This window comes from Pseudomonas sp. SMN5 (genome assembly GCF_052041925.1).
Classification (GTDB): domain Bacteria; phylum Pseudomonadota; class Gammaproteobacteria; order Pseudomonadales; family Pseudomonadaceae; genus Aquipseudomonas.
Genome location: NZ_JBKGGX010000009.1, coordinates 111612 through 138167 on the forward strand (window position 1 = coordinate 111612; position 26556 = coordinate 138167).

The 26556-nt window shown below is 60.1% G+C and carries 20 protein-coding genes and 1 pseudogene; 10 read left to right on the forward strand and 11 right to left on the reverse strand.

Features of this window, described 5'->3' with window-relative positions; all coding sequences use genetic code 11:
- The first annotated feature begins 371 nt into the window (after positions 1 to 371).
- Positions 372 to 2315 (forward strand): sigma-54-dependent Fis family transcriptional regulator, encoded by a 1944-nt coding sequence (locus ACLEJR_RS11295; protein WP_440792056.1) that lies wholly within the window; start codon positions 372 to 374, stop codon positions 2313 to 2315.
- Positions 2316 to 2390: 75 nt separating this feature from the next.
- On the opposite strand, the gene aldA is transcribed toward ACLEJR_RS11295, so the two are convergent.
- Both aldA and ACLEJR_RS11305 read right to left on the reverse strand, forming a co-directional pair.
- Positions 2391 to 3827 carry an aldehyde dehydrogenase gene (gene aldA / locus ACLEJR_RS11300; protein ID WP_440813940.1) on the reverse strand — a complete coding sequence of 479 codons (1437 nt, stop codon included), beginning with the start codon at positions 3825 to 3827 and terminating at the stop codon, positions 2391 to 2393.
- 66 nt (positions 3828 to 3893) lie between these two features.
- Positions 3894 to 6071, reverse strand: a complete 2178-nt coding sequence (locus ACLEJR_RS11305) for a PQQ-dependent dehydrogenase, methanol/ethanol family (protein ID WP_440813941.1) — start codon at positions 6069 to 6071, stop codon at positions 3894 to 3896.
- Between the two features lie 321 nt (positions 6072 to 6392).
- On the opposite strand from ACLEJR_RS11305, the gene ACLEJR_RS11310 reads away from it, so the two are divergent.
- From ACLEJR_RS11310 to ACLEJR_RS11325, 4 genes are all read left to right on the forward strand, one after another.
- The gene (locus ACLEJR_RS11310; protein ID WP_440813943.1) at positions 6393 to 7577 is read left to right on the forward strand and encodes an MFS transporter; all 1185 of its coding nucleotides are present in this window, start codon (positions 6393 to 6395) and stop codon (positions 7575 to 7577) included.
- Between the two features lie 273 nt (positions 7578 to 7850).
- Complete coding sequence (locus ACLEJR_RS11315; protein ID WP_440813946.1) at positions 7851 to 8300, forward strand: hypothetical protein; 450 nt, start codon at positions 7851 to 7853, stop codon at positions 8298 to 8300.
- 376 nt (positions 8301 to 8676) lie between these two features.
- Positions 8677 to 9087 carry an SMI1/KNR4 family protein gene (locus tag ACLEJR_RS11320; RefSeq protein ID WP_440813948.1) on the forward strand — a complete coding sequence of 137 codons (411 nt, stop codon included), beginning with the start codon at positions 8677 to 8679 and terminating at the stop codon, positions 9085 to 9087.
- Positions 9062 to 9556, forward strand: coding sequence for a DUF6882 domain-containing protein (locus ACLEJR_RS11325; RefSeq protein ID WP_440814083.1), 495 nt, complete (start codon positions 9062 to 9064; stop codon positions 9554 to 9556). Before ACLEJR_RS11320 ends, ACLEJR_RS11325 begins: the two co-directional genes overlap by 26 nt.
- A gap of 556 nt (positions 9557 to 10112) precedes the next feature.
- On the opposite strand, the gene ACLEJR_RS11330 is transcribed toward ACLEJR_RS11325, so the two are convergent.
- The 4 genes from ACLEJR_RS11330 to pyk all read right to left on the reverse strand — a co-directional run bounded on the left by ACLEJR_RS11330 (position 10113) and on the right by pyk (position 14915).
- Positions 10113 to 10829 carry a TerC family protein gene (locus ACLEJR_RS11330; RefSeq protein ID WP_440813951.1) on the reverse strand — a complete coding sequence of 239 codons (717 nt, stop codon included), beginning with the start codon at positions 10827 to 10829 and terminating at the stop codon, positions 10113 to 10115.
- Positions 10830 to 10930: 101 nt separating this feature from the next.
- Positions 10931 to 12556 carry an NADP-dependent glyceraldehyde-3-phosphate dehydrogenase gene (locus ACLEJR_RS11335; protein ID WP_440813954.1) on the reverse strand — a complete coding sequence of 542 codons (1626 nt, stop codon included), beginning with the start codon at positions 12554 to 12556 and terminating at the stop codon, positions 10931 to 10933.
- 89 nt (positions 12557 to 12645) lie between these two features.
- On the reverse strand, positions 12646 to 13428 hold the full coding sequence (gene tpiA / locus ACLEJR_RS11340; RefSeq protein ID WP_440813957.1) for a triose-phosphate isomerase: 783 nt from the start codon (positions 13426 to 13428) through the stop codon (positions 12646 to 12648).
- A gap of 38 nt (positions 13429 to 13466) precedes the next feature.
- Positions 13467 to 14915, reverse strand: coding sequence for a pyruvate kinase (pyk, locus tag ACLEJR_RS11345; RefSeq protein WP_440814084.1), 1449 nt, complete (start codon positions 14913 to 14915; stop codon positions 13467 to 13469).
- 313 nt (positions 14916 to 15228) lie between these two features.
- On the opposite strand from pyk, the pseudogene ACLEJR_RS11350 reads away from it, so the two are divergent.
- The 4 genes and pseudogenes from ACLEJR_RS11350 to otnC all read left to right on the forward strand — a co-directional run.
- Positions 15229 to 15990, forward strand: a pseudogene (locus ACLEJR_RS11350) (MCP four helix bundle domain-containing protein); the annotation flags it as partial.
- Positions 15988 to 16851, forward strand: coding sequence for a methyl-accepting chemotaxis protein (locus ACLEJR_RS11355; RefSeq protein ID WP_440814087.1), 864 nt, complete (start codon positions 15988 to 15990; stop codon positions 16849 to 16851). The pseudogene ACLEJR_RS11350 and the gene ACLEJR_RS11355, both read left to right, overlap by 3 nt.
- Positions 16852 to 16904: 53 nt before the next feature.
- Positions 16905 to 17888 carry a GntR family transcriptional regulator gene (locus tag ACLEJR_RS11360; RefSeq protein ID WP_440813960.1) on the forward strand — a complete coding sequence of 328 codons (984 nt, stop codon included), beginning with the start codon at positions 16905 to 16907 and terminating at the stop codon, positions 17886 to 17888.
- Positions 17885 to 18523, forward strand: coding sequence for a 3-oxo-tetronate 4-phosphate decarboxylase (otnC, locus tag ACLEJR_RS11365; RefSeq protein WP_440813962.1), 639 nt, complete (start codon positions 17885 to 17887; stop codon positions 18521 to 18523). The genes ACLEJR_RS11360 and otnC overlap by 4 nt, the downstream gene beginning before the upstream one ends.
- Positions 18524 to 18568: 45 nt before the next feature.
- Here the strand turns inward: otnC and acnA are convergent, their stop codons facing one another.
- On the reverse strand, positions 18569 to 21271 hold the full coding sequence (acnA, locus tag ACLEJR_RS11370; RefSeq protein WP_440813965.1) for an aconitate hydratase AcnA: 2703 nt from the start codon (positions 21269 to 21271) through the stop codon (positions 18569 to 18571).
- 208 nt (positions 21272 to 21479) lie between these two features.
- Here acnA and ACLEJR_RS11375 point away from each other — a divergent pair, with 208 nt between their 5' ends.
- Positions 21480 to 22217 (forward strand): ABC transporter substrate-binding protein, encoded by a 738-nt coding sequence (locus ACLEJR_RS11375; RefSeq protein ID WP_440813967.1) that lies wholly within the window; start codon positions 21480 to 21482, stop codon positions 22215 to 22217.
- Positions 22218 to 22250: 33 nt separating this feature from the next.
- Here the strand turns inward: ACLEJR_RS11375 and ACLEJR_RS11380 are convergent, their stop codons facing one another.
- From ACLEJR_RS11380 to otnK, 4 genes are read right to left on the reverse strand one after another with little or no spacing between them, the layout of a single operon-like run.
- A complete protein-coding gene (locus ACLEJR_RS11380; RefSeq protein ID WP_440813970.1) occupies positions 22251 to 23291 on the reverse strand; it encodes an AbrB family transcriptional regulator in 1041 nt (346 codons plus the stop codon).
- Complete coding sequence (locus tag ACLEJR_RS11385; protein ID WP_440813972.1) at positions 23288 to 24352, reverse strand: lactonase family protein; 1065 nt, start codon at positions 24350 to 24352, stop codon at positions 23288 to 23290. The genes ACLEJR_RS11380 and ACLEJR_RS11385 overlap by 4 nt, the downstream gene beginning before the upstream one ends.
- A gap of 38 nt (positions 24353 to 24390) precedes the next feature.
- On the reverse strand, positions 24391 to 25272 hold the full coding sequence (locus ACLEJR_RS11390; protein WP_440813974.1) for a LysR family transcriptional regulator: 882 nt from the start codon (positions 25270 to 25272) through the stop codon (positions 24391 to 24393).
- Positions 25262 to 26530: a 3-oxo-tetronate kinase gene (gene otnK, locus ACLEJR_RS11395; RefSeq protein ID WP_440813977.1), complete on the reverse strand. Its 1269-nt coding sequence runs from the start codon at positions 26528 to 26530 to the stop codon at positions 25262 to 25264. Before otnK ends, ACLEJR_RS11390 begins: the two co-directional genes overlap by 11 nt.
- Positions 26531 to 26556: the final 26 nt, after the last annotated feature.

Genomic DNA, 26556 nt, shown 5'->3' on the forward strand with positions numbered 1-26556 from the left:
TTTTGATCGACTCAGGCGGTCAGTTCTATCACGCGGGGTACCGACTTCTTGGGGCAACGGCAAGCTCACCGCTATCAGGGTACTTATAAAGGAGCTTTGTCCAGCTCCTAACCGGCGGAGAACGGAAGGATCGGATGGACACGCAAAGCAGCTCAAACGAGAACGAGCGGCTACAGTTATCAATCGACAATGATCTTGAAAATCGATGCGCGCCCTATCGTGCTCTGCTGAGCACAAGATTGAGACTTGTTGTGTCAAGGCTGAAAAATCCTGCACCAACGACTATGGTAGACAGTTGCAGATGCGCCCTGCGCCCAACAACAAGTCGCAGCGATGGCACTTGCGGACTTCACGCCTGATTGGAGCATTTCATGACCTCGCATAGCATGCAGGCAACTCCCAGCGAACTCGCAGCGTTCGTCAACGATCACTTTTCCGGGCGCGGGATCAGGCCGGACGGGGTGATTGCTCAGTCCTGGTATCGTAGCGTCGTTGAGCACCGGCTCGATCCTGGCGCGGCCAGCCGCAAGAACATCCTCAGCGCCCCGGACATTCGGCGCCATCAGCAACAACATCAGCAATACCTTTCTATCGCTAGTCAGGGCGTCAGTGGCCTGGCGCGGCGCGTGGTGCCGGCTGGCTTCGCTGTCCTATTGAGCGACGAATACGGCATTACCCTGGATGCCCAATTGCCTAGCCGGCACGAAGCGTACACCCAGTCAGGTCTGGTGGTAGGCGCGAGATGGGATGAGTCGGTGGTGGGCACCAACGGCATCGGCACCACGCTTGCGGCAACGCAGCCACTGATCATCCATCGTGACGAGCATTTCCTGGCCGTCAACTCCCGCCTGAGCTGCTCGGTAGCGCCCATCTTTGATGCCCAAGGCCTGTTGCGCGGTTGCCTGAATGCGACCTGCATGAACAGCGACGGTCCTCGGGAAAGCCAATACCTCACTCTGCAACTGGTGATCATGTACGCGCGCATGATCGAGAATGCACATTTTCGCCAGAGCTACCGCGACCGTTTGACCCTGTCTCTCGTACCCATCGATGAAATTGCCGACCTGGGCAACGAACAATTGCTCGCCCTGGATGAAAGCGGGCGCGTCATCGGGGCCAACCGGGCCGCGTTTGTCGCCCTGGACGTGGCCGACGAGCCAACGTTGATCGGCGTCGCCATCGAACGCCTGCTTTCGACCACAGTGGACGAACTGCTCCAGCTCACCGACGGTGGCGCTCGGGGCGTGCGGCTGCGCAGCCCTCGGCACGAATCTGTGCTGGATGTCGGCCTGCGCATTCCTTCTGAACGGCACCGCCCGTTCCCCGTCGCCCGTCCCGCGCTTCAAGCTCATCCGGATTTGCACCAACTCGCCGGCCTGGATGCCCGGCTGCAGCAAAACACCCAGCGTGTGCGCAAGGTGATCGACAAGGGTATCCCGATCCTGATCACCGGTGAGACCGGCACCGGCAAGGAGGCGTTTGCCCGTGCGATCCACCATGCAAGCCAACGCCGCGCAGGGCCTTTCGTGGCGCTGAACTGCGCGGCGATCCCGGAGACGTTGATCGAGAGCGAACTGTTCGGCTATCGCGCCGGCAGCTTCACGGGAGCCAACCGAAAAGGCATGAAAGGCAAACTGGAACAGGCGAACGGCGGGACGTTGTTTCTCGATGAGATCGGCGACATGCCCGCCCACCTGCAAACCCGCTTGCTGCGAGTGCTGGCGGAGCGAGAAATTTCGCCGCTGGGGGCCGAGGCGCCGGTGACACTGGATGTTCAAGTGATCTCGGCCACTCACCAGGATCTGCATAGCATGATCCGCGACAAGCACTTTCGCGAAGACTTGTTCTACCGCCTGGCCGGCATGAACCTGACGTTGCCGGCCTTACGCGAGCGCACTGATCGAGCCGAGCTGATCGACGCGCTGCTCGCGGCGCAGCCCGGCGCCGCAGGGTTACGGCTTGACGCCGATGCCCGCCGATGCCTGCTTGACTACCCTTGGCCCGGCAACATTCGTCAATTGCTCAATAGCCTGCGTTACGCGGTGGCGCTGGCCGAAGATGGCGTGATTGGTATGGGTTGCTTGCCCAACGAATTGCTGGCACCGCAAAGGGCATCACGGTCGATCTGCGTCACGGCGCAGACCGGCCATCTGGAAGCACACCTGGACGGTGAGGAGTCCCGCCGCCTGCTGGACACGCTGCGCCGCCACCGCTGGAACATCAGCGCCGCAGCGACGGACCTGGGTATCTCGCGCTCGACGTTGTACCGCAAGATGAAAAAACACGGTGTCGTCGCGCCCAACCACCAGTCCTGATAGCGGGGCGCACGGCAAATGAAAATGCCGGTACCCATCGTGGGCACCGGCATTTTTCAAGGCTCAGGCTTTGAATCAGATTTGAATGTAAACCACGTGGGTATGAGTGTATTCATACAAGCCGTGCTTGCCGTCCGCGCCGCCAATGCCGGATTTGCGCGCCCCCGCATGGAAGCCCTGCATCGCTTCAAAGTTCTCCCGATTGATGTAGGTTTCGCCGAAATCCAGTTCATTACTGGCGCGCATGGCCGCGCTCAGGCTGCGGGTATACACCGAAGAGGTCAGGCCGTACTCGCTGTCATTGGCCAGGACGATGGCTTCGTCAAGGTCGTCCACAATCTGGATCGGCAGCACCGGGCCGAAGATTTCCTGGCGCATGATCGCCATGTCGCTGCCGCAACCGGCCAATACAGTCGGCTGGTAGTGAAAGCCTGCGCCCTTGTCCGCTACCGCCCCGCCCGTGACCACTTCAGCACCCTGCCCTGTGGCGGTCCTGACCATCTGCGCGACTTTGTCCAACGCGGCCTGGTTGATCAGCGGCCCCATGTCCAAGTCATCTTCGGCCAGCGGGTCGCCGTACCGGGTCGCGGCCATCGACGCAGCAATCTGCTCGACGAACTGATCGGCGACCTTGCGTTCGACGTACACCCGTTCGGCGCAATTGCACACTTGCCCGGTGTTGATCACCCGTGATGCAGTAACGGCCTTGACCGCCAGTTCAAGGTCGGCGTCTGCGAGTACGATCGCCGGCGCCTTGCCGCCCAGCTCCAGGTTCAGCTTGGTGATGTTCGGCGCTGCCGCGGCCATGATTCGCGAGCCGGTACCGACGCTGCCGGTGAAGCTGATCAAGTCCACGCCTGCATGACTCGTCAACTGGTGCCCTACCGTCGCCCCCGTGCCGCTGACCACGTTGAACACCCCGGCTGGGAGGTCTGTCTCGGCCACCAGGCGAGCGAATTCAAAGCAGTTGATGGGGGTCTCTTCGCTGGGCTTGATCACAATGGTGTTACCGGTCACCAGCGCGGGCGCCATCTTGCGGGCGATCAGGAAGAACGGGAAATTCCACGGCAAAATGCCCGCCACTACGCCCAAGGGCTTGCGTAGCAGAAAGATGTTTTCGCCGGCACGGTCGCTGGTCAGCACCTCCCCTTCAAGACGCCGAGCCCACTCGGCCATGTAATCCAGGTAATCCGCAGTGAAGTTGACCTCCACCCGCGCCAATCCCAGCACTTTGCCCTGTTCGGCGGTGATGACGTGGGCGAGTCGCTCGGCGTTGTCGCGCACTTTGCTGGCGATCTTGCGCAGGTAACCTGCGCGTTCGATGGCCGGACGGGCCGCCCAGCTTTTCTGCGCCTTGCGCGCCGCGACAATGGCCTCTTCCACCTGTTCGCCGCTGGCTTCGGGCACGCGGGCCAGCAGTTGATTGTTGGCCGGGTTGCGCACTTCGATGCTCGGCTCGCTGGGAACGAAGGCGTTGGCGATGAAGTGCTGGTAATGAATGATTTCGGTCATGTGTTTGCTCTCGCGGACAGTGTCGAAAACGATGCAGTGGCGCCTTTGCTCCTTGCATCGCGGCGTTCATTTGGCGCTGAAGGTTTTCCAGACGCCGCCTTCCTGCTGCAGGTCATGGGCGCGCTTGATCAGGTATTGATGGATTTGCTCCACCTGTTCCGGCGTAAAGGCATCGGCAAAGGACGGCATGCCGTCGGGCACCCGGCCGCCGTAGAGAATGCCGAGGAACATCTGGTGTTTTTCGGTCGTCAACTTACGCAGGTCCGGCAACACGCCACCGCTCACTGCATGGATGCCGTGGCACTGGGAGCAGTAGCCGTCATAGAGTTTGCCACCGGCCTCCACCGCGACGGCGTCACCGGTCAAAGGCGGCGGCTTGGGGGTCTCGGCAAGCGGTGCCGGTTCGTTGAGTTTCGCGGTGCCGCCCAGCTTGTAGGTCAGTACCTGAGAAAACGGACGAACCCCGGCGCGCAGGGACAACGCACCGGCGAAAGTCGAGAAGGCCCCGCCCCAGCCGGCCATGAACGTCACGTATTGTTCGCCGTCGACGCTGTAGGTAACCGGCGCGGCCATGACGCCGCTGGCCGCCGGTTGCTCCCAGAGCTTCTTGCCGGTATCAGCGGCATAGGCAATCACCCGGCCATCGGCACTGCCCTCGAACACCAGGTTGCCGGCAGTGCTCAAGGTGCCGCCATTGAAGATCGTCACATAGGGCACTTCCCAGGCCGGCTGCTGCTTGACCGGGTCCCAGGCGATAAGCTTGCCCGACCAACCCTTGGCCATTTCCAGCAGCCCATCAGCGTTCTCCGGCATCATCCCGGTGCGCAGGCCCAGTTGATACATGCTCTTGAACGGGTTGCGCTTCGGCGCCTCGGGGATGTGCTCGTAGTAGGCGGACATGATGTGCGCCGGGATATACACCAGCCCCGTGTTCGGATTGAATGACATCGGCTGCCAGTCATGTGCGCCCCAGAACGCAGGCGTCACCAGTTTGCGCTTACCGTCCTTCCAGTAGGCAGCGTTCTCGTCATCCACGATAGGCCGGCCCGTCTTCATGTCCATGCCCTTGGTCCAGCTCTGCGGCACGATGCCCTTGGCCGACAACAGCTCCCCCGTGGCACGGTCGATCACATAGAAGAAACCGTTCTTCGGCGCCTGCATCAGCACCTTGCGCGGTTTCCCGTCGATCGGCAGTTCCGCCAGGATCATGTGCTGGGTCGCAGTGTAGTCCCAGGCATCTCCCGGCGTGGTCTGGTAATGCCAGACGTATTCGCCGGTGTCGGCGTTGACCGCGACGATCGAGGAGAGGAACAGGTTGTCACCCTTGGCCTGGCTGCGCCATTTGGGGTCCCACAGCGAACCGTTGCCCACGCCGATGTACAACAGGTTCAGATCAGGATCGAAGGCAAAGGAATCCCAGGCGGTACCACCGCCACCCTGCTCGACAAATGCGTCGCCGTGCCAAGTCTTGGCGGCGACGGCCATGGCCTTGTCTTCCGGCGGCAGCTTGGGATCGCCCGGTACGGTATAGAAGCGCCAGGCCTGCTTGCCGGTTTCTGCATCGTAGGCGGTGACATAGCCGCGCACGCCGAATTCCGCCCCGCCGTTGCCGATCACCACCTTGCCGTTGACCACACGAGGGGCGCCGGTGATGGTGTAGCTGCGCTTATGGTTGTCCCGGGTGTCCACCGACCAGGCGCGTTGGCCGGTCTTGGCGTCGATGGCTTCCAGCCGGCCGTCGAGCACACCCACATAGACTTTGCCTTTCCACACTGCGACGCCCCGGTTGACCGCATCGCAGCAAGCTTCACCGGCGCGGTTGCGGTCGGACTGTGGGTCATACTTCCAGATCAGCCGGCCATTGCGTGCATCCAGGGCGTAGACCACCGAAAACGGCCCGGTGGTGTACATCACGCCGTCAACCACGATGGGCGTGGCTTCGACACCGCGGTCAAGATCGAGTTTATAGCTCCACGCCAGGCCGAGCTGGTTGACGTTCTGGTCGCTGATGCTGCTGAGCGGGCTGTAGCGTTGCTCATCGTAGGTACGACCGGTGCTCATCCAGTTACCGGGCTCCTGGTCGGCGGCAATAATCCGCTTGCCATCGACGTTGGCGGGCACGTCCTGCGCCCAGGCCGGCACGGTGCTCAAAGTCATGGCTAACGCGACGAACAGGCTCTTGAGCGGAGCGCCGAAAGGCGCGGTTCGGGGGGCGGGAGGCACGGCGAGACCAAACTGTGTCATGGGGGACTCCTGATTCTTATTAGTAGCGAAGCCATTGCGCTGCGCAGAGGGACAAGAGCAACCCCTGTGCCAGTCGCCACCAAGGACCTGTAAGCCGCGCCCTATAAGGCTTACAGGAAGAATCGATTACTGCATCAACTTGCGACAGGTGTCGCACCCATGGAGCATCTGTGCCACGCATGGCACATCTGTTTCACGCACAGGTATGTGCCTCATTAAATTTATTCACTTTGAGTAGCGATCTATTTCGTTTGAATAAAACTCGAGGGTTTTCATACTTCCAGCCTCGTATCGGGTCACTCCCGCAGCCTTGGAAGAAACATGCAAGCCATGCATCGACAGGTCGCCATGCTCGCCAGCGCGCAGGCCTTGTTTCAAACAGTCTCAGTCTTGGTCATGACAATTGGTGGGCTTGCGGGAGCCCAGCTGACAGAGCGTGCCGACCTGGCAACGGCCCCCATTGCCAGCATGTTTCTCGGCACCGCAATGGGGATGTTTCCTGCCTCGGCGCTGATGGCCAACGCCGGACGAAGAGCGGGTTTCATGCTCGGAGCAGCCCTGGGTGTGCTGGGTGGCCTCATCGCAGCGCTGGGTATCTGGCTGATCTCTCTGCCCTTGCTCTCGCTAGGAACGTTTTTCGTCGGTACGTATCAGGCCTTTGCTCAGTTCTACCGCTTCGCGGCGAGTGAACTGGCGGATGACGCTTTGCGTCCGAAAGCCATTTCACTGGTTATGGCGGGAGGAATTGTGGCCGCGCTTCTGGGGCCGACCCTGGCCCGTTATGGCGGCGACCTGCTGGCGCCAGCGTACGTGGGGTCCTTTTTAGTGACGTCGATCGTCGCGGCCCTGGGGCTGGCAGTGCTATCGCGCCTGGAAATGCCGAAAACCGAAACGGTGCACATCGCCCTAGAGAAAGGCCGGCCGTGGCGTCAAATCGTCACCCAGCCCACGTACCTGGTGGCGCTGTTTGGTGCCGTCACCGGTTACGGGGTAATGATCCTGGCCATGACCGCCACGCCGTTGGCCATGATTCATCACCACCATTCATTAGCGACCGCCGCAACCGTTATCCAATTGCATGTACTAGGCATGTTTCTTCCATCCTTTTTTACCGGGCCTCTCATTTCGCGTATTGGGGCCTTGTGGGTCATGCTCCTGGGGCTCGCCCTGCTGGCGCTGCATGTGGTCACCACGTTTACCGGAACCGGTTTCGGTTCATTTGCCGGCGCGCTCGTTTTGCTTGGAGTTGGGTGGAATTTCCTGTTTATCGGTGGAACGTCGCTGCTAACCACAACTTACAGTCCTTCAGAAAAAAGCCGCGCACAGGCAACCAACGACCTGGTGATTTTTGCTGTAGGGCTTTCATGTTCGTTTGGGGCCGGTGGGCTACTGAACATTCTGGGCTGGGAAATACTCAATGCCGTACTACTGCCCTGGCTCTCGCTGGCGGCACTCGCAATCCTCTGGCTGCTGGTGGCGGGCAAACGCCAGAGCTTCCAGATGTGACTTTTGAAACCAATGGGCCCCGCGGCCAAAGATCCTGCCGACGCGCGGTGGCCAGAAGTCATGTACAACGCCGAGGTACAAGCACCAGCACGACTGATGATCAACTGACATCCAAATCCGCATTTGATACCGTCAAAAAGCGAGCTGACCCAGACGCTGAGACACGCTTACCTCGCTCTACAAACTGACTCCTCGGAGGAGATTCTAGCTAGCCTATCGTTCTGATAAGTTTGCATCACGATACCAGGCCATACACTGATCGATGGAGCCACCATGCGCATAGTCCAAGATTCCCGGTCAGACACCATCCTCAGGCTTGAGCATCTCTTAGAAGGCGTTAACTATACCGTCTGGGTAAACACCTACGGGCCTTTCGACCTAAGTAGAACACTTGAGGAGCAACTGGCCCATTCCATTGGCAAGGATGTCATCGTGGGTGGTCAGTCTTGCATGACAGCAAGCGAAGCCCGCAACACCGTCACAGAACAACTGCTGCATTCGGGGGATGGTAGCTACGGCCCCGTAGATCTGACGGTAAAACGCCCAGAAATCCTGATGCTCCTAGAGGTCCTGTTCAAGCAGGTGAACCTTGACCAAGCCAGCGTCATTACCTCATTTTGGCTCTCCAACGGTCATCCGGCGTGTCCGGTATTCTGGGAGCTCTCCCTTGATATCCATGCCCATGGAAAACGATGGATTCTGATGAGCAGTGGCAGCGACTAGGCTGAATAGGTTTGGCTTCGAGCTCCTTTTTAGCTCGTTGCAGCCTGTGCCAATGGCTGTTTCAGGTCGTTTCCTGGTAGCGGCCCTCAGCGTAGTCGCCAGACGTGCTGATTCTAATTGTCAGTCGCCAGCGCGATAATCGTGCCTAGCCATCAGCACGCCGGAGGTGAGATGTACGGCTTTTCCAAGGATTTGAAGTTGGAAGGGGTTGCCTGGGCGGGGTTCGCATATCAGACAGACGATGATCCAGAAACTGCTTTAAACGCTTCTTTGACGACTACGATATCTCCAGTGTAGCTGTACTTGAAATCCTCCTACCTCGATATCAGACTCAATGGGTTACCCCAGCGCTGTGATCACCCAAACGGAGTAGAAATTGTTAATTCATGGAGAGTGGTATTCATTTCCTGGCGCCACCAGCTCCTCTTTAGACGCGCTTAAGGCAGCAGCACCGCCAATGCTTCCTGATGAGTACTACCAGCTGCTGAGCGAGAGCAACGGCGGTGAGGGGCCCCTCCCCGTCAACCCTGTGTATTTCGTCCTCGACTCTGCAGAGACTGCGTCAAACCCGGAGAGCATCGCGCTGTATAAGCAAATGGCGCCGGGCCTGTTCGTGTTCGGTGGCAATGGTGCTGGAGAACTCTTTGCTTTTGACCTTCGAGGCGCTTCTGCGCCATGGCCCATTGTGTACTTCGACGGGATTGACCCTTGGGGATCAGTAGAATGCATTGCAGGGAGCTTTGCGGAGTTTGTCTCACTGGTTGGTAAGGAGGAACACTCCAGATGACAAATTTGAAGCACTGCTGGAAACGGCCATGGCTGCGTTGAAGAAAAAGCAGGAGAACCTTAGTCAGGATTACTCGTTGAGCGATATGGGGAGATGGTGGCTCGATCAGGAGACCGCGACCATCCAATTCTTCGATGAACATGACCGCCTGACAGTCGAGGCACAAGTAATCAATATCGGTTCTTTCGCACCGAAGCGATTAAGTTGGATGTGGGCTTGGGGTAACCCCACGGTACCTGCCAAGCTTCGTCAGAAAGCCCTTCCTCTCAAGGAACTACAAGCTATCACCGGAATTGACCTCTTCGCCTTCGACCAGGCATTTACCCTTGAGAACGAGGCCATGGCTTGGGAGCTAGCTGCAATCGCGGTTCAGCATCTGAATGCGCGGGGTTGTTATCGAGCGCCATCGCCGCCCGATGGGCCAACGATTTTTCTGGCCATAACCAACCTAACCCGCGTTTTGCATTGATCAACACCAGGGGCGGACGGATTTAGATCATTGGCCGCGACGGCGCCGCGATTGCGGTTGGCCAGGCCACCCGCGAGCAAGGCTTACAATCTTGGCGGAGAGCTACTGGACACGGATGCTGCCCGGAGGTCCGACTCGCTCCTCCCGTTAACACATGCTTCATCCAGGGGCGAACATTCTCCCGCGCAGCGCGGCCGCCACATACGAGCCGTAGCTGTCACGCCACCTATATAGACCTCCAGATGTGCAGATAGATTGTGACCTGGCCATGCAATCCCCGCCCTAAGCCATGATTGCCGGTTAAATTAGCCATTCTTGAATGAGTGACAGATCAGCTCCGCTTTCATGCTTTTTCAATCTCACATTTCACGGCATGGTGATGTACCGCCTCCAGGACAGCCATCACATGAACTCCGCGCCCAAACACCTCGCAGTGCTCAGTTGCCATTGGCGATGAAAATTGTCATCGATGAAAATCTCTGACTGACACCCGCTGACAGACGATTAGCCGTCTGCATTGCTCTGCGCTGGGGCCGGTCAACCCTGCCCTACGCAGTTACGCCTGCTTCGCGGTTCTGAAGCGGATGTTGAGGGCTTCGACGGCGAGCGAAAACGCCATCGCAAAATACACATAACCTTTCGGCACATGCATTCCCCAGGCATCGGCGATCAACACCACGCCCACCACGATCAGGAAAGCCAGCGCGAGCATTTTCAAACTCGGGTGCTTGTCGATAAAGCCACTGATCGCCCCCGCGGCGAGCATCATGATCAATACCGCGATCACGATCGCAGCGATCATCACCGGAACGTGCAAGACCATCCCGACCGCGGTGATGACCGAGTCCAGGGAAAACACGATATCGATGATCGCGATCTGGATAATGGTGCTCAGAAAGCCTGCGCTTTTCTTGCCAAACGCCGAGGCCTGCTCATCGGCGTCTTCCAACGTTTCGAAGATTTCGCTGGTGCTCTTCCACAGCAGGAACAACCCACCAAAAAAGAGGATCAGGTCGCGGCCGGAAAAGCCTCGTCCGAACGCCTGAAACAGATCGGCCGTCAGCCCCATGATCCAGGTGATCGACAACAGCAGCAGAATGCGCGTGACCATGGCCAGCGCCAGGCCGAAGAATCGCGTTTTCGGCTGCATCGCCTTGGGCATGCGACTGACCAGAATCGAAATCATGATGATGTTGTCGATCCCCAACACAATTTCCAGGGCGGTCAGGGTGAAAAGCGCGATCCAGATTTCCGGATTGAGGAACCATTCCATAACGTCAAAACTCTCGTTTACTCAAGCAAAGAGCGCTGCTGACCCGTTAACTGGTCAGCAGCGCGTAGTCATCTGTTGCTAGATCCGCTGGGCGGATCCGCCTAGAAGATGTAATCGGTGGTCAGAAAGCTGGACTGGCGCTGCTGAATGATGTCGCTGACCAGCGCCTTGTTGCTTTCCAAAAATTTGGTGGCCACCAGCGTGCGAATCGAGAACACGCGCAGCGCATCGTCGACTGACAAAGTCCCTTCGGCCGAATTTTTTCGTCCGTTGAAAGGGAAACTGTCCGGTCCGCGCTGGCACTGCGCATTGATATTGATCCGTCCGACCTGGTTGGAGAAGGCGTCAACCAATCGGCCCACCTGCGCCGGGTCCTTGCCGAAAATGCTCAGTTGCTGGCCGAAGTCCGAATCCAGCACGTAGTCGATGACCGTCTGCAGATCCCGATAAGGCACCACCGGCACCACGGGGCCGAACTGCTCCTCGTGGTAGACGCGCATGCTCGAGATGACTGGATAGAGCACCGCTGGGTAGAAGAACGTTTCACACACCCGTCCGCCCCCGGGGTTGACGACCGCAGCGCCCTTGCTCACGGCGTCCTCGACCAGCCCGGCGAGGAAATCTGTCTTGCCTGGTTCCGGCAAGGGCGTTAATGCAACACCCGCCTCCCACGGCATGCCCGGTCTGAGTTGCGCCAGTTTCTGAGTGAATTTATCGAGAAACGCATCAACGACGGTTTCGTGCACAAAGAGAATTTTTAAGGCCGTGCAGCGCTGGCCGTTGAAAGACAATGAGCCGGTCACTGCCTCGGCAACCGCGTTGTCCAGATCCACATCCGGCAGGACGATCCCCGGATTTTTCGCATCCAGTCCCAGGGCGGCACGCAGACGATGCGGTTTTGGGTGCAGCTTTTTCAGGTCGCTGGCCGCCTTGTTGGTGCCGATGAAGGCGAACACGTCGATCTTGCCGCTGGCCATCAAGGCGCTGACGGTTTCGCGGCCGCTGCCGTAAATGATGTTGATAACGCCCGGCGGGAAGCTGTCGCGAAAGGCCTCGAGCAGCGGCCGAATCAGCAGCACACCGAATTTGGCAGGCTTGAACACCACGGTGTTGCCCATGATCAGCGCCGGGATCAACGTGGTGAACGTCTCGTTGAGCGGATAGTTGTAAGGCCCCATGCACAGCGTGACGCCGAGCGGTACGCGTCGAATCTGTCCCAGCGTGTCCTGTTCGAGCTCGAAGCGGCTGGAGCGACGATCCAGCGCTTTCAGGGCATTGATGGTGTCGACGATGTATTCGCAGGTGCGATCGAATTCCTTCTGCGAATCCGTCAGGTTCTTGCCGATCTCCCACATCAGCAGCTTCACCACCGCTTCGCGCTGCTCGCGTATGCGTAAAAGAAACGTCTCCATGTGTCGGATGCGTTCAACCACGCGCAGGGTTGGCCACACTCCCTGGCCGCGATCATAGGCTTGTACGGCTGCGTCGAGCGCTGTCATCGCTGTGTCTGCATCCAGCAGCGGCGTGCTGCCCAGGATCACGGCTTCGTGGCGCGCTTGCTTCTGAAGGCAAATCGGACTGCGCACGGGCGCCAGCGCGCCATGCCACAGGCGCAACTCGCCATTGACCAGATACTCGCGCTGCTCCAGGGCGGGATCCGGGCGATAAGCAGCGGGGATTTCGTCGGCACTCGGGAACAGTGTTTCCAGCGGACGGTTCACGTTCATGTTGGCTTTTACCTCGGGTGCGTGGCTGTCGCTGCCTGGCGGATATTCCGGCAGCGTGGCACGTCAAAAGAATTCAGTTGGCGTGGGGTTCACGGACAGACAGGCTCGCGTTGAGCCGCCCGGCAGATGGTTGCAAAAGACGTCGCGTCCAAAGACGCCCCCCCGATCAAGCCGCCGTCGATGTCCGGTTGAGTGAACAGCGCTTCGGCGTTGTCAGCCTTCACGCTGCCGCCGTAGAGGATCCGGCAACCGGCAGCGGCGGCCGGGTCCTGACTCGCCAGCCACTGACGTATGTGTCGATGCACCGCCTGCGCTTGGTCCGGCGTCGCCGTCTCGCCGGTGCCAATGGCCCAGACCGGCTCGTAGGCAATCACACCTGTGGCCAGGTTCTGAATACCGACAAGCTTGACCACGGCTTGCAACTGAGCGGTGACGATCGCCTGGGTTTCGCCACGTTGGCGCTGCTCAAGTGTTTCACCCACGCACAGGACGGGAACCAGACCGGCCTGCAAGCCCGCCGCAAATTTCTTCGCGACCTGCTCATCATCCTCGGCGTGCAACGCCCGTCGCTCGGAATGCCCTACGAGCACGAAACGACAACACAGGTCATGAAGCATGGAGCCACTGACCTCGCCGGTATGGGCGCCCGACGACTCGGCGCTGAGGTTTTGTGCGCCCAGCGAGATAGCCACGTCATCCAGCCAATCGGCGACGGTTGTGAGGTAGGGAAACGGTGGGCAAATCGCAATTTCAACGGTGTCCAGTGGTGCCACCAGGGGCAGCAATGTGCGCAACAACGCGGCGTTGGTCGCACTGCTGCCATTCATTTTCCAGTTACCCATCACCAGCGGCTTTCTGTTCGAGCCGGTCATTGAAACGCTCCTCTCTTCAATCATCAGGGGATGCTCGCTCAGCGAATGGTTTCACCCACGCACACCACCCGCAGCGAGTTGGTACCGCCCTGGGCGTTGACGTAATCGCCCTTGGTGATCAGCACGCGATCGCCGGCCTTGACCACGCCGCGTTCGAGCAACTCGGCCACCGCTTGCTCGTTGACACGTTCAGGGGCGAAGTCGTCGCTGTCGAAGGGAATGGTGGTGACACCACGAAACAGCGTCACCCGGTTCTGCGTGGCGCGGTTGCGCGAGAAAGCGAAGATCGGCAGGTGAGAGCGGATGCGTGACATCAACCGAGGCGTGTCGCCACTTTCCGTCATGCAGATAATGGCTTTGACACCGTGCAAGTGATTCGCGGCATACATGGCGGACATGGCAATGGACTCGTCGATCTTATGAAAGACCTGGTCCACGCGATGTTTGGAGCGATGGGATTGAGGATGCTTTTCCGCACCGATGATGATGCGGTGCATGGCCTGAACGGTTTCCACCGGGTACGCACCAGCAGCCGTTTCGGCAGAGAGCATGACCGCGTCGGTGCCGTCGAGTACCGCATTGGCCACATCGAAGACTTCAGCACGCGTGGGCATCGACTGCGTGATCATCGACTCCATCATCTGAGTGGCCGTGATCACCACCCGGTTGAGCGTACGCGCACGGTCAATGATCAGCTTTTGCACGGCCACCAGTTCCGCGTCGCCAATTTCCACGCCCAAGTCGCCACGGGCGACCATGACACCTTCGCTGGCTTCGATGATGGCGTCCAGAACACTCAGGTCATTGACCGTCTCGGCGCGCTCGATCTTGGCGATTAGGCCCGCCTGCCCGCCCGCTTCCTGCATCAGGCGACGCGCCAGGTGCATGTCCTGCGCGTCTCGCGGGAAAGATACCGCCAGATAGTCGACCTCCATGCGCGCTGCGGTCTTGATGTCGGCAAAGTCTTTTTCGGTCAGTGCTGAGGCTGAAAGCCCACCGCCTTTGCGGTTGATGCCCTTGTTGTTCGACAGCGGACCGCTGATCAGCACTTCGCAGATCAGTCGGCTTGCCTCGACTTCCAGGACCTTGAGTTCGATCCGCCCATCATCCAGCAGCAGGATGTCATCAGGACGGCTGTCGGTGATCAGCGCTTCGTAGTCGATACCGACGCGCAGGTTGTCTCCCGCGTTCTTGTCCAGCGCCGCGTCGAGAATGAACCGCTGACCTTTCTCCAGCGTGACCTTGCCGTTGGCAAACCGCGCGATGCGAATTTTGGGCCCTTGCAAATCGGCCAGTACCGCCACGAACCGCCCGTTTCTGGCGGCCACTTCCCGTACAAGTCTGGCGCGGGCGATGTGATCCTCGGCTTTGCCGTGCGAGAAGTTCAGGCGCACGACATCCACGCCCGCCTTCACCAGCCCCTCGATGGCTTGCGGTGACTCTGTTGCCGGGCCCAACGTGGCCACAATCTTGGTTCTGCGTTGCATGACAGAGGCTTCCTCAAACAGGGTTTTATTATTGAATGCGAAGAAAAATCGGCAGGTGCCGTTGATTATTGGCGCGCCAATAATCAACTCGGAGGTGCAATTACTTGGAACTCGCCCAAACGCCTTGCTCCGTTGAACCGCGATCGACGCGGTGAAAGCCAGCCTTGAGTGGGGTGCAAGTTCGTGAAAGCGGGAAAACGACATGAAAAAATTTTGGCACATTGACACATCAAAATGCAATGCTATTTTGGTCGACTCATTCAGTGCCCGTGCACGGCAACCGGTTCGCACCCACGACCAAGGAACATCGCCCATGTCACCAAGACGCTTCTCAATCGCTAGCCGGATGGTTTGCGGGTTTGCCATCATCTGCGCCCTGAGCGTGGCGCTGGGGGTGTTTGCCTTACGCCAGATCGATGAAGTGCAAGACCAGACCATCGAGATCAAGGACAACTGGCTACAGCGCGTGCGTGCGTTGGGCGCGGCGAACGCGGCCCTCAATCGCTATCGAATGGGGTCGATGCAACACATTCTTTCGACGACGGAAAAGGACATGCAGTCCTACGAGGACAAGACGGCGGGTCGCCTGCAGCAAGTGCGCGAGCACATGCAGCTGTATGCCAGATTGCTCGACAGCGACGAGGAAAAAGCTCAGTTGGCCGCGTTCAATTCAAGTCTGGACGTGTATGCGCGCAATCACCTGGAACTGCTCAAACGGTCACGCCAGGGCGACAAGACCGGGGCCCGGGAATATCTGATGACGATCAGGGATTCCTACGACCAGATGACGAAAAACTTTGATGACCTGATCGACCGTTCCAACCGGGGCGCGGAAGCCGCTGGCGAGCAATCGGAGGCAGCCTATCTACGCGCTGCCCGCGGCGTCTGGCTGGTGATTATGATCGTCGGTGTTGGCACCCTGTTGGTCGCGTGGCTGCTGACCCGCAGCATCACGGCGCCGCTCAATGAGGCCGTCAGGGTAGCCCGGACGATTGCCGATGGCGATTTGAGTCGCCCGATCAAACCGACGGGCGACGACGAGGCAACCCGCTTGCTCGAGTCGCTTCAAGCGATGCAAAGCAACCTGATCAAAACCTTGAGCCAGATCTCCGATTCCGCACAACAACTGACCACCGTGACCACCGAACTCAACACGGTGGCAGAGGCGTCCGGGCAGGATATTCACCAGCAGCATGCGGAAATCGAACAGGCCGCCACGGCGGTCACCGAGATGACCGCCGCGATAGAGGAAGTGGCGCGCAACGCGCTGTCCACCTCCGAACTGTCCGTGGCGTCGCGCGATATCGCCCTGCGCGGACAGCAGCGCATGGTCGAAACCCTCGGTGCTATCGAAACCCTGAGCCGGGATGTGCAGTTAAGTTCGACCCAGATTGAAAGCCTGGCGCAACAGGCACAGGGCATCGGCAAGGTGCTCGATGTGATTCGCACCATCGCCGAACAGACCAACCTGTTGGCATTGAACGCCGCCATTGAAGCCGCTCGCGCTGGCGACGCCGGGCGCGGCTTTGCCGTGGTCGCCGATGAGGTCCGCGCGCTCGCCCACCGCACGGCGCAATCCACGCGGGAAATCGAAGCCATGATCAGCGGCATACAGAGCGCAACGGACACCGCTGTTTCGACCATGCTCAGCAGCAGCGAGAACACGCGACTGTCGTTGTCATTGGCCCAGTCGACCCAAGAGGCCCTGGCCGAAATAGTCGCCGCCAACGATGACATCAACGAACGAAACCTGATGATCACTACGGCCACCGAGGAGCAGGCGCATGTCGCCCGCTCGGTGGATCACAACCTGCTGAATATCCGCGAGCTGTCGGTGCAATCGGCCGACGGCTCTCAACAGACCACCCGGGCCTCGGGTTCTCTGGCCCATCTGGCCTCGACACTGAACGGCATGGCTCGGCGATTCAAGCTCTGACCAGGTGCGTCGATGTTCTGCGACTTTGCATAATTTCGCGTTAAAAAGTAGTCTTGCCGTCCATTTATCGGGTGATCATCAATATGGCGTCCAGTGCGCTGGTCCAACGCATCGCTGCCGAGATCCGGCAACAAATCCAGACGGGCGGGCTGTCAGTGGGTGCCCACTTGAGCGCGCAGAAAGTAGCGGACGAGTTCAACGTGTCACGCTCACCGGCGCGCGAAGCGCTGGTATTGCTCTCTGAGCACAAGGTGCTCGAACAGCTGCCCAACCGTGGTTTTTTCGTGCTGAAACCGCCGCTCGACGCATTGCCGAGGGTCGACGAAGTGCTGCCGCTGGAAGAGCCGGACGAATACTACCGGCTCTCGGAAGACTGGTTGAACAACGCCATTCCCAGCGAAGTCACCGAACAGTTTCTGCGCACCCGCTATGACCTGACCAAAGCGCAGGTCATCGACATCCTCAACCGCGCCGCCAAGGTCGGCTGGGCCGAACCCAAACCCGGTTATGGCTGGCGCTTCCTGGACGTGGCTAAGACGCCGGAAACCCTGGAGCAGATTTACAAGGTGCGTTCACTGATTGAACCGGCGGCGTTGCTCGAACCGACCTACCAGCATGATCTGCCCAAGCTTCAGCGCTTGAAAAAGGAGCAGCAGGACATGCTCGACGGCGGTATCGATCATTTGCCTGCCGACGTCCTGCTCAAGAACGGCATTCGCTTTCATGAAGAGTTCGTCAAACTCTCCGGCAACCCGCTTTACCACATGATCCTGGTGCAGATGAACAACATGCGCCGGCTGATCGAATACCGCTCGATGATCGACCGCAAGCGCCTTTACAAGCAATGCGCCGAACACATCCGGATGATCGAGCTGGTCGAACAAGGCAACAACCTTGAGGCGGCGCACTTGATGAAACAGCACTTGAGCGGCTCCTTTGCTCACAAGTCGCCCATTCTTCAGTTGAGACCGGAATCGCAGGAGCGCCAGGCACCTGCGGACGGCCCCACATCACTACCAGAGGGAGTCACCCGGTGACGAGCGAAGCACAACTGCGCGAAGAAATCTGCGTTGTCGGTAAAAACCTGTACGAACGAGGCTATACCGTCGGCAGCGCCGGCAACATCAGTGCGCGCCTGGAAGATGGCTGGCTGATCACGCCCACGGATGCGTGTCTGGGCAGGCTGATGCCGCAAGACATCGCGAAAGTCAGCACGGACGGCACATGGGTGTCCGGGGCCAAGCCCTCCAAGACCCTCGAGCTGCACCGCCAGGTGTACGACCGCAACCCTGAGGTCAACGGTGTCGTGCACACCCACTCCACGTCCCTGGTGGCATTAACGCTTGCCGGCGTCTGGCGCCAGGACGACATCCTCCCGCCATTGACGCCTTATCAAGTCATGAAAGTCGGGCATATCCCGCTGATTGCCTATCAGCGGCCCGGCTCCCCCGATGTGGCCGCTCGCGTGGCTTTGCTGGCCAACAGCGTGCGCGGTGTGATGCTGGAGCGGCTGGGTCCGGTCGTGTGGGAGACGTCGGTGTCCAAAGCCAGCTTTGCGCTGGAGGAGCTTGAGGAAACCGCCAGACTCTGGATGATGACCAACCCCAAGCCTGAACCATTGACCGAGGCGGCTATCGACGAGCTGCGCCAGGTATTTGCAGTGAAGTGGTAACCATCGAGCCTGGCCGGAGCGAGTGCTCGCTCCGGCCAGCTCGTTCTAGGCGTTAGTCTCGCGCGCCGGCGTCGACTGGGCGACAACCTTGCGCACCACATACGGCAATATGCCGCCCTGCTTCAGGTAAAGAATCTCTTGCCGGGAATCCAGTTGCAGAACCAACGAGACCGTCGAGCGGGTACCGTCGCTGCGGGTGATCGTCAGGCTGACCGAATTGGCCCCGACCTGCACGCTTTCCAGACCCGAGAAGTCCAGCGCCTCGGCGCCTTCCAGCTGCAGTTGCCGGGCGTCCATCCCCGCTTCGAACGTGATGGGCAAAATCCCCATGCCAATGAGGTTGCTGCGGTGGATTCGCTCGAAGCTCTGAGCGACGACAGCCTTGATCCCCAGCGTCGCTTGCGCCTTGGCTGCCCAGTCGCGACTGGAGCCTGCGCCATAGTTGAACCCCGCAAACACCACCAGCGGAATGTCGCGCGCGACATAGCTCAGTGCCGCGTCATAAACGCGTTGAACGGTGCCGTCATAGGCGGCGGCGAATCCGCCCTCCCCGGGCTGACTCTCCAGCAGCTGATTTTTGACGGCCCGGTTGACGAACGCACCGCGCATCATCACTTCATGGTTACTGCGACGGGTGGAGTACTGATTCAGATCGTTCGGGTTTTCGCCGTGTTCGATCAGCCATTGCCCGGCCTGGCTTTGCAAGGGAATCGCGCTGGCCGGCGAAATATGGTCGGTGGTGACGTTATCCCCCAGCACCATCAGTACCCGCGCCTGCTTGATCGACAGCTCGCCCGAGGTCTGTGGTTTGACGTTCTGCAGATAAACGGGGCGACGCAAATAGGTGGAGTTGGCGGCCCAGGGAAACTGAACGCTGCCGCTGGCTGACAAGGCCTGCCAGTGATGTGTACCGTCCCACAGCATCGCATTGCGCGCCCGGAACAGTTCCGGACGCACCGTTTCATTGACCAACCCCTGAATCTGCGCCTCATCGGGCATCAGCTCATGCAAGTAGACGTCCTTGCCTTGGGCATCCTGGCCCAGCGGTTCGCGCTGAATATCCACGGTGATCGTCCCGGCCAACGCATAGGCCACCACCAGCGCCGGTGATGCCAGGTATCCCACTTGCACGCGCGGGTTGACCCGGCCTTCGAAGTTTCGGTTGCCGGACAGCACCACCACGGTCTTGAGCCCTTGATCCGAAAACTGCTCCATGTGCGGTTCAAGGCTGCCGGAATTGCCGATGCAGGTCATGCAGCCGAAACCGGCGAGGTCAAACCCCAGCGCCGAGAAGTCATCGAGCAGATCGGCTTGCTGCAGGTAGTCAGCCACCACGCGCGAGCCGGGTGACAGCGACGTTTTTACCCAGGGCTTGCTCTGCAATCCGCGGCGCCGTGCGTTGCGCGCCAACAAGCCGGCCTGAATCATCTGGCTCGGGTTTGCGGTGTTGGTGCAACTGGTGATCGCCGCCAATGAAATCGCCCCATGGGTCAACGGTTGCCCGAAGGACGGTTCGAAATACTGCGCATCGTTGTCGCTCGAGCGTGCAATCACACCGTCGCGCTCGCCAAGAATGTCGTGGCGGAAGGACGAGGCGGCCTCAGCCAACCGGCGCCATTGGTGAGGCTGATGCGGGCCGGCAACGCTGGGCTCGATGGCGTCCAGGTCCAGCTCGATCAGGTCATCGAACCGGGGTTCGGGCAGCGCGTCATGTCGCCACAACCCCTGTGCCTGGAGATAGCCCTCGATGCGCGCGATGGTCTCGTCGCCGCGGCCGGTCAGGTGCATGTATTGCATCGTCGTGTTATCGAACGGGAAAAACACCACGGTGGCGCCGTATTCAGGCGCCATGTTCGACAGCGTTCCCCGTGCCGCCCAACTGAGCGTGGACAGACCCGGCCCGCAAAACTCGACGAACTTGCCCACCACACCTTTTGCCCGAAGCAACTGGGTGATGCGAAGCGCCAGATCGGTGGCGGTCACCCCTGCACGCAGCGCATTGCTCAGTCGAATGCCCACAACTTGCGGAAAGCTGATGGGCACCGGCTCGCCCAGCATTGCCGCCTGCCCTTCAAGCCCTCCGACGCCCCAGCCGAGCACGCCGATGGCATTGATCATCGGCGTGTGGCTATCGGTCGCTACGATGTCGTCCGGATGCAACAGCGGCTGACCATCGGCCGTCTGGCTTTCCCAGACCACCGTCGCCAGCGACTCCATGTTGACCTGGTGAATAATCCCGGTGCCCGGCGGCACCACCTTGAAATTGGTCAGGCTTTTTTGCGCCCATTTGATGAATTCGTAACGCTCGGTGTTGCGCCGGTAGTCGATGTCCAGATTCTGCTCGACGGCATCGGCCTGTGCGTACCGCTCGACAATCACCGAGTGGTCGATGACCAGCACGGCGGGAATCATCGGATTCATGGTCTGCGGCGCGCCGCCCATCTCGGCGACCATGTCGCGCATGCCGGCGAAATCCGCCAGCGCTGGCAGACAGGTGGTGTCATGAAACATCAGGCGGTTGGGGTAGTACGGCACTTCACAGGCCGGCGCGCCCTCACGGATGCAGGCGATGAAATTCCCCAATGCGTCGGGCGAACAACGCGCCACGTTTTCCATCAGGATTCGAATCGAATACGGCAGGCGTGACAGTTCGTCCTTGTTGAGTATCTTGTGCAGATCCACGTAGGCGTATCGGGTCTGGCCGATCTGCAGGTGGCTTAGATAGCGATCATCGATGGCTGAAATCATGGTTGGTCATTCACCGGTAGTAAGCATTTAAAGCGACTCTCTGGCCGTTCAGTGAGCACCAGCGTATCCAAAGGCGCCGGCGGCGAATATTGAGCGTTCAGCAACCCATCGTTCGCGCGTGGCGAACGCAGGCTTAGCGAGCCTGAAATTGTCAGCGGCCACCCATGGCCCTAACCTGACGCCCAGACCTATCCCTTGGAGATCATCGATGCTCACACCCACCCACGACGTCCTCCGGGACCTGGCGCCCAGCGGCACGCTGAGGGCGGCCATCAATTACGGCAATCCGGTTCTTGCGCAACGCAATTCGCAAACCGGCGAGCCTCAAGGTGTCTCTGTTCGCCTCGCGACAGAACTCGCCAGACAGCTGGGGGTAGCGGTTACATTCGTCACCTACGATGCCGCCGGAAAAGTCTTCGACGCGTTGGCGAGCGATCAGTGGGACGTGGCGTTTCTCGCTATTGAACCGGTGCGCGAAGCGCAGGTGGCCTTCAGCGAACCCTACGTGATCATCGAGGGCACTTACCTGGTTCGAGCCGATTCGGCGTTCGTCAGCGTCCAGGATCTGGATCAGCCCGGCGTTCGGATCGCCGTGGGTCAGGGTGCCGCCTATGACCTGTTTCTGAGCCGCACCCAACAACACGCCGAGCTGGTTCGTGCGCCCACCTCCGCCGGCGCCGTGGACCTGTTTCTGCAACAGGGCCTGGATGCGGCGGCGGGCGTGCGGCAGCCGCTCCTCAAGGTGGCCGACACCGGCAGTGGGCTGCGCGTACTCGACGGGCATTTCACCTCGATTCGCCAGGCCATGGGCGTTCCCGCCGCGCGCTCCGCCGGGGCCGCTTACGTGCGCGCGTTCCTTGAGACGTTGAAAGCCAACGGCTTTGTGCGCAGCGCCCTGGACGACACCGGCCAGCGTGACGTCACGGTCGCCCCGGCGCACGGCTGAACGGGGAGGTCGCATCACCACCGCATCAGCTGCCTAGCGGCTGATGCGTGCCAGCCAGAGCTTATGCACCGGCTCGGCGCACAGCATCACGACCACCAGGCGCATGATCTGCATCGCCGTCACAATCCCCGCCCCAAGGTTCAACGCCTCGGCCGTGAGGTACATCTCGGTACTGCTGCCAGGCATCATGCCCAGCGCCATGGTCATTGCCGGGAAGTCCAGCATCCAGCCAATCCCCATGGCCAGCGCGACCGTGCACACGATCATGGTCAGGGTGAACAATGCGACGCTGAACAGAAACGTGGGCGACGCCTTGAAAAATTGCCGGTCGAAATAACCACCCAAGGCGCAGCCGATCATCAGCTGTCCGTACTGACTGAGTTCCACGGGCAGCGCGGTCTGGAGGTTGAAGCTGGCGGTAAAGAACGCACAAAAAACCATCGGCCCGAACATCCAGGGGTTAGGCAAATGGCAGCGTTTCCACAGCATCGCGTTCAACGCGCCGCCTAACAGCAGAGGTCCCAACCACCACCAGTCCGCCGGTAATCGCGGATGGACAGCCGTCGGCAGAATTTTCTCGATCAGAAAGAACGCGGGCGGTACACACAGCACGATCAGGACCAGCCGCACGCTGTGGGCCGCTGCAATCTGGCTGACATTGGCTTTGTGGCGAATGCCCGACTGAATCATCTCGGCGAAATTGGCCGGCATGAAGGCAAAGAATGCGGTCGTCAGGTCCATGCCGCGCCGCCGCATGAACTCAATGCCCAGCAGGGCCAGGAACAGCGTCAGAAACGCCGCGAACAGCATCATCACGAAGTGCCCCAGCACCTGCTGCAATACCAGCGGGGTGAAGTGCAAGCCGATGGAGGTGGCGATCATCCATTGACCGGTCAGGCGGCCGTTCGGAATCTCGCCAACCCGCCAGCCAATGCAGCGCACGAGGATCACCGCCAGCATCGAGCCGATGATCCAGGGCAGCGGCCAATTCAGGTAACTGGCGGTGAGCGCCCCCATGGCGCCCACCACCGGCGTCGCCCACCACTGGCCAAGGGACGTCAGAAGCCGCCTCATGAATGGGCTCCGCCAAAAACGATGCACACGGGGCTGCCGGTTTCGATCACTTCGCCGGTGGCGGCCAGGGTTCCATCACACGGGCCAACGTCAAAGACGACGATTGAATCGCTGTCTTCATTAGCCACATACATGCGTTGACCATCCGGCGACAGGGCGAAGAAACGCGGCGTTCGCCCCCGGGTCGGCGTGGCCGTGATGAATGTCAGCCAACCCAGTTGCGGGTCGATGGCGAAGACCGCGATAGTGTCGCTGCCACGGTTGGACGCGTACAGAAACCGGCCTGACTTATCGACTTCCACTTCTGCAGCGGTGCTGTCTGCGGTGAACGACGGTGGGAGCGCCGACAGTATCTGCCGCGGTATCAGCTGACCATTGTCAGAGTTGAAATCGTAAGTGGTGACGGTCGAATCCAGTTCGTTGACGCAATAGAGCAAAGGCAGCGAAGGATGGAAGGCCACGTGTCGCGGCCCCGCCCCTTTGCGCGTACTGACAGACGGAAACGGCGCCGGCTGCAAGGTGCCCGACGTGGCATCGAATCGATAGATGAAGATCCGGTCCAGGCCTTTGTCCGGCACGACCACCCATTTGCCGCTCGTATCGAATGGATTGAAATGTGGCTTGGGCCCCTGCTGCTCGATGCGATGCGGACCGATCGCGCCCTCGGTGAGTACCTTTTCACACAAGGCGCCCAGCTCGCCGGAAGGCAGAATGGGCAGCACGACCACTGAGCCGCTGTAGTGATTGCTCACCAGCAAGAAACCACCGTCCGGTGAAACCGCCAGGTGCGCGGGGTTATGTCCCTGGGTGCTCTGGCTGTTGAGGTAAAGCAATGTGCCGTCGGCATTGACTCGGAAAGCGCTGGCCTGATCGGTGTCGCCGTGAACGCAATACAGGAAATCCCGATGCGCGCTGAGTGCCAGGAACGACGGATTGACCAGGCCTTCAACGCACTGGACGTGGGACAGGCGTGAAGTCTGCCTGTCTACGCGATAAACATTGATGCCGTCTCCGCGGGCGTTTCTTTCACGGGTGGTACGGCAGCCGACGTAAATGAACATGTACTGATCTCAATGAATGAACAGCCGCCCCTGACCCGTTACGAGGTCAGGTGGGCGACAAAAGCGCGAGCGGTGGGTGGCAGGCTGTCGAACCGCCGGGCGATGACCCGCAATTGCCGTTTGGCCCAGGGCTCGGCCAGGGTGATCGCTTGCAGATGGAAGCTGCGCAGATACGGGCGCAGCACGTCACGCGGCAAAATACACACGCCCAGATTGGTCGACACCATCCGGCACATGCATTCAAAGCTGGACACCCGCACACGCTGACGCACGGTTTTGCCCAGCAGTGCAGCCTGCTCAGTCAGCAGCAGGTGCACCGAACTCTCGACATGCGGGCCAATGAATTCATACTGCAGCACCTGCTCGAAAGTCGCTTGGGACTGACTGGCCAATGGATGATGCTCGGGCGCCGCAATGACCAGCTCATCCACGCGGTAGGCCAGCGTTTCCAGGCCCTGAGACGGGGTCTGCTCGGCGATGACACCGACATCCGCTCTGCCATCGGCGACTGCGCGCACGATGGCCGCACCGACGCGTTCTTCGATGTCGAAGCGGATATCGGGGTAAGTCGCCAGAAACGTGCCGATGTCCAGCGACAACTGTTGAGCGAGCGCCGAGGTCACGGCGTGCAAACGCACGTGACCCTTGATGCCGGCGCCGTATTCACTCAGCTCCTGGTCCATCTTCAGCAGTGTTTCGTTCACCTGCAGGGCGTAATGACGCAACGACTGTCCAGCCGGGGTGAGCTCCATGCCGCGCGGGTTGCGCACGAACAACGGCGAGCCCACTTTCTCTTCCAGTTCGCTGATCCGCTTGCTGACCGCGGATGTCGCCAGATGGCACAGTTGCGAAGCCTTGGTCAGGTTGCGCTGTTCGGCCACCGCCATGAAGATTTCCAGGCTGAGCAAATCATGGCGCATTGGCCAAGGCCTTCTCGAAGAAGTCTACGGTGCCAAAGTTGCCGGACTTCAACGCCAGGGCGACCGGGTCGTCGCGCAGGCCCAGCGTCCAGGGCACACCAGGATCGATCATTGCACCGATTCGCAATGCGTCGACCGCGAGCGCCTTGACCACCGCGCCGGAGGTTTCACCGCCAGCGACGACCAACTTGCGAACACCCATCTCGTACAGGCCGACGGCAACCGCTGACAGCGCGTCCTCAACGAGCTGGCCCGCGGCTTCAACCCCCAGTTTCTGCTGGGCCAGCTTCACCGTTTCAGGCTGGGCGCTGCCGTAGATCAACACCGGACCCTTATGAATCAACGCCTTTGCCCACGCCAGCGCTTCGGCCACCTGATCCTGGCCGTTAGCTAACAACAACGGATCAAGGGAAAAACTTGGATGAGTCTTTTGCCAGTGGGCGACCTGACTGTTCGTGGCGACCGAGCAACTGCCGGACACCACCGCAGCAAGGCCTTTGATCGCAGGCAAAGCCGAGGCGGCCGCCGATGCCGTGAGCAAGCCGGCCCGGCAAAAGTTCTCGGGCAGGCCCAGCGCGACACCGGAGCCCCCGGTGACCAGCTTGTGATCGGCCACAGCCTCGCCGATCGCGTGCAGGTCCGCATCATCAATCGCGTCCACGATGGCGTAACCATACCCTTGTGCGGTGAGCTCATTAAAGGCTGCCGCGATGGCTTTGGCGCCCTTTTTCACCGCGGGATGCGCCACCAGCCCAACGGATTTGCGCGTCTGTTGAGCCAGAACGCGGACCAGATTGGCGTCGGTCATCGGGGTCAATGGGTGGTTGCGCATCCCCGACTCGCTCAACAACTGCTCGGCGACAAACAGCTGGCCGTTGTAGATCGTTCGTTTGTTTTCCGGAAACGCCGGGCACGCCACCGCGAACGAGACGCCCAGCGCGTCAGCAAGTGCATCGGCCACCGGGCCGATATTGCCCCGGGCGGTGGAATCGAACGTCGAGCAATACTTGAAAAAATACTGTTGGCAGTTGGCGTCGCGCAGCCATTGCAGGGCTTCGAGCGACTGGCTGACGGCCTCTTCGGGGCTGACCGTGCGGCTTTTCAGGGCAATGACGACTGCATCGATGTCATCGGGCAATGGCCCTTGCGGTACGCCGATCACCTGCAAGGTACGCATGCCGCCGCGCACCAAGGTGCTGGCCAGATCCGTACCGCCGGTGAAGTCGTCAGCGATGCAACCCAAAAGTAATTGACCCACTGCTCTCTCCTCGCGCCCGTTTCCCT

Bases quoted from the DNA above. Each gene is read 5' to 3' on its own strand.
- ACLEJR_RS11295 (WP_440792056.1), top strand. From the start codon at position 372: ATGACCTCGCATAGCATGCAGGCAACTCCCAGCGAACTCGCAGCGTTC.
- aldA (WP_440813940.1), bottom strand. From the start codon at position 3,827: ATGACCGAAATCATTCATTACCAGCACTTCATCGCCAACGCCTTCGTT.
- ACLEJR_RS11305 (WP_440813941.1), bottom strand. From the start codon at position 6,071: ATGACACAGTTTGGTCTCGCCGTGCCTCCCGCCCCCCGAACCGCGCCT.
- ACLEJR_RS11310 (WP_440813943.1), top strand. From the start codon at position 6,393: ATGCAAGCCATGCATCGACAGGTCGCCATGCTCGCCAGCGCGCAGGCC.
- ACLEJR_RS11315 (WP_440813946.1), top strand. From the start codon at position 7,851: ATGCGCATAGTCCAAGATTCCCGGTCAGACACCATCCTCAGGCTTGAG.
- ACLEJR_RS11330 (WP_440813951.1), bottom strand. From the start codon at position 10,829: ATGGAATGGTTCCTCAATCCGGAAATCTGGATCGCGCTTTTCACCCTG.
- ACLEJR_RS11335 (WP_440813954.1), bottom strand. From the start codon at position 12,556: ATGAACGTGAACCGTCCGCTGGAAACACTGTTCCCGAGTGCCGACGAA.
- tpiA (WP_440813957.1), bottom strand. From the start codon at position 13,428: ATGACCGGCTCGAACAGAAAGCCGCTGGTGATGGGTAACTGGAAAATG.
- pyk (WP_440814084.1), bottom strand. From the start codon at position 14,915: ATGCAACGCAGAACCAAGATTGTGGCCACGTTGGGCCCGGCAACAGAG.
- ACLEJR_RS11355 (WP_440814087.1), top strand. From the start codon at position 15,988: ATGCAAAGCAACCTGATCAAAACCTTGAGCCAGATCTCCGATTCCGCA.
- acnA (WP_440813965.1), bottom strand. From the start codon at position 21,271: ATGATTTCAGCCATCGATGATCGCTATCTAAGCCACCTGCAGATCGGC.
- ACLEJR_RS11375 (WP_440813967.1), top strand. From the start codon at position 21,480: ATGCTCACACCCACCCACGACGTCCTCCGGGACCTGGCGCCCAGCGGC.
- ACLEJR_RS11380 (WP_440813970.1), bottom strand. From the start codon at position 23,291: ATGAGGCGGCTTCTGACGTCCCTTGGCCAGTGGTGGGCGACGCCGGTG.
- ACLEJR_RS11385 (WP_440813972.1), bottom strand. From the start codon at position 24,352: ATGTTCATTTACGTCGGCTGCCGTACCACCCGTGAAAGAAACGCCCGC.
- ACLEJR_RS11390 (WP_440813974.1), bottom strand. From the start codon at position 25,272: ATGCGCCATGATTTGCTCAGCCTGGAAATCTTCATGGCGGTGGCCGAA.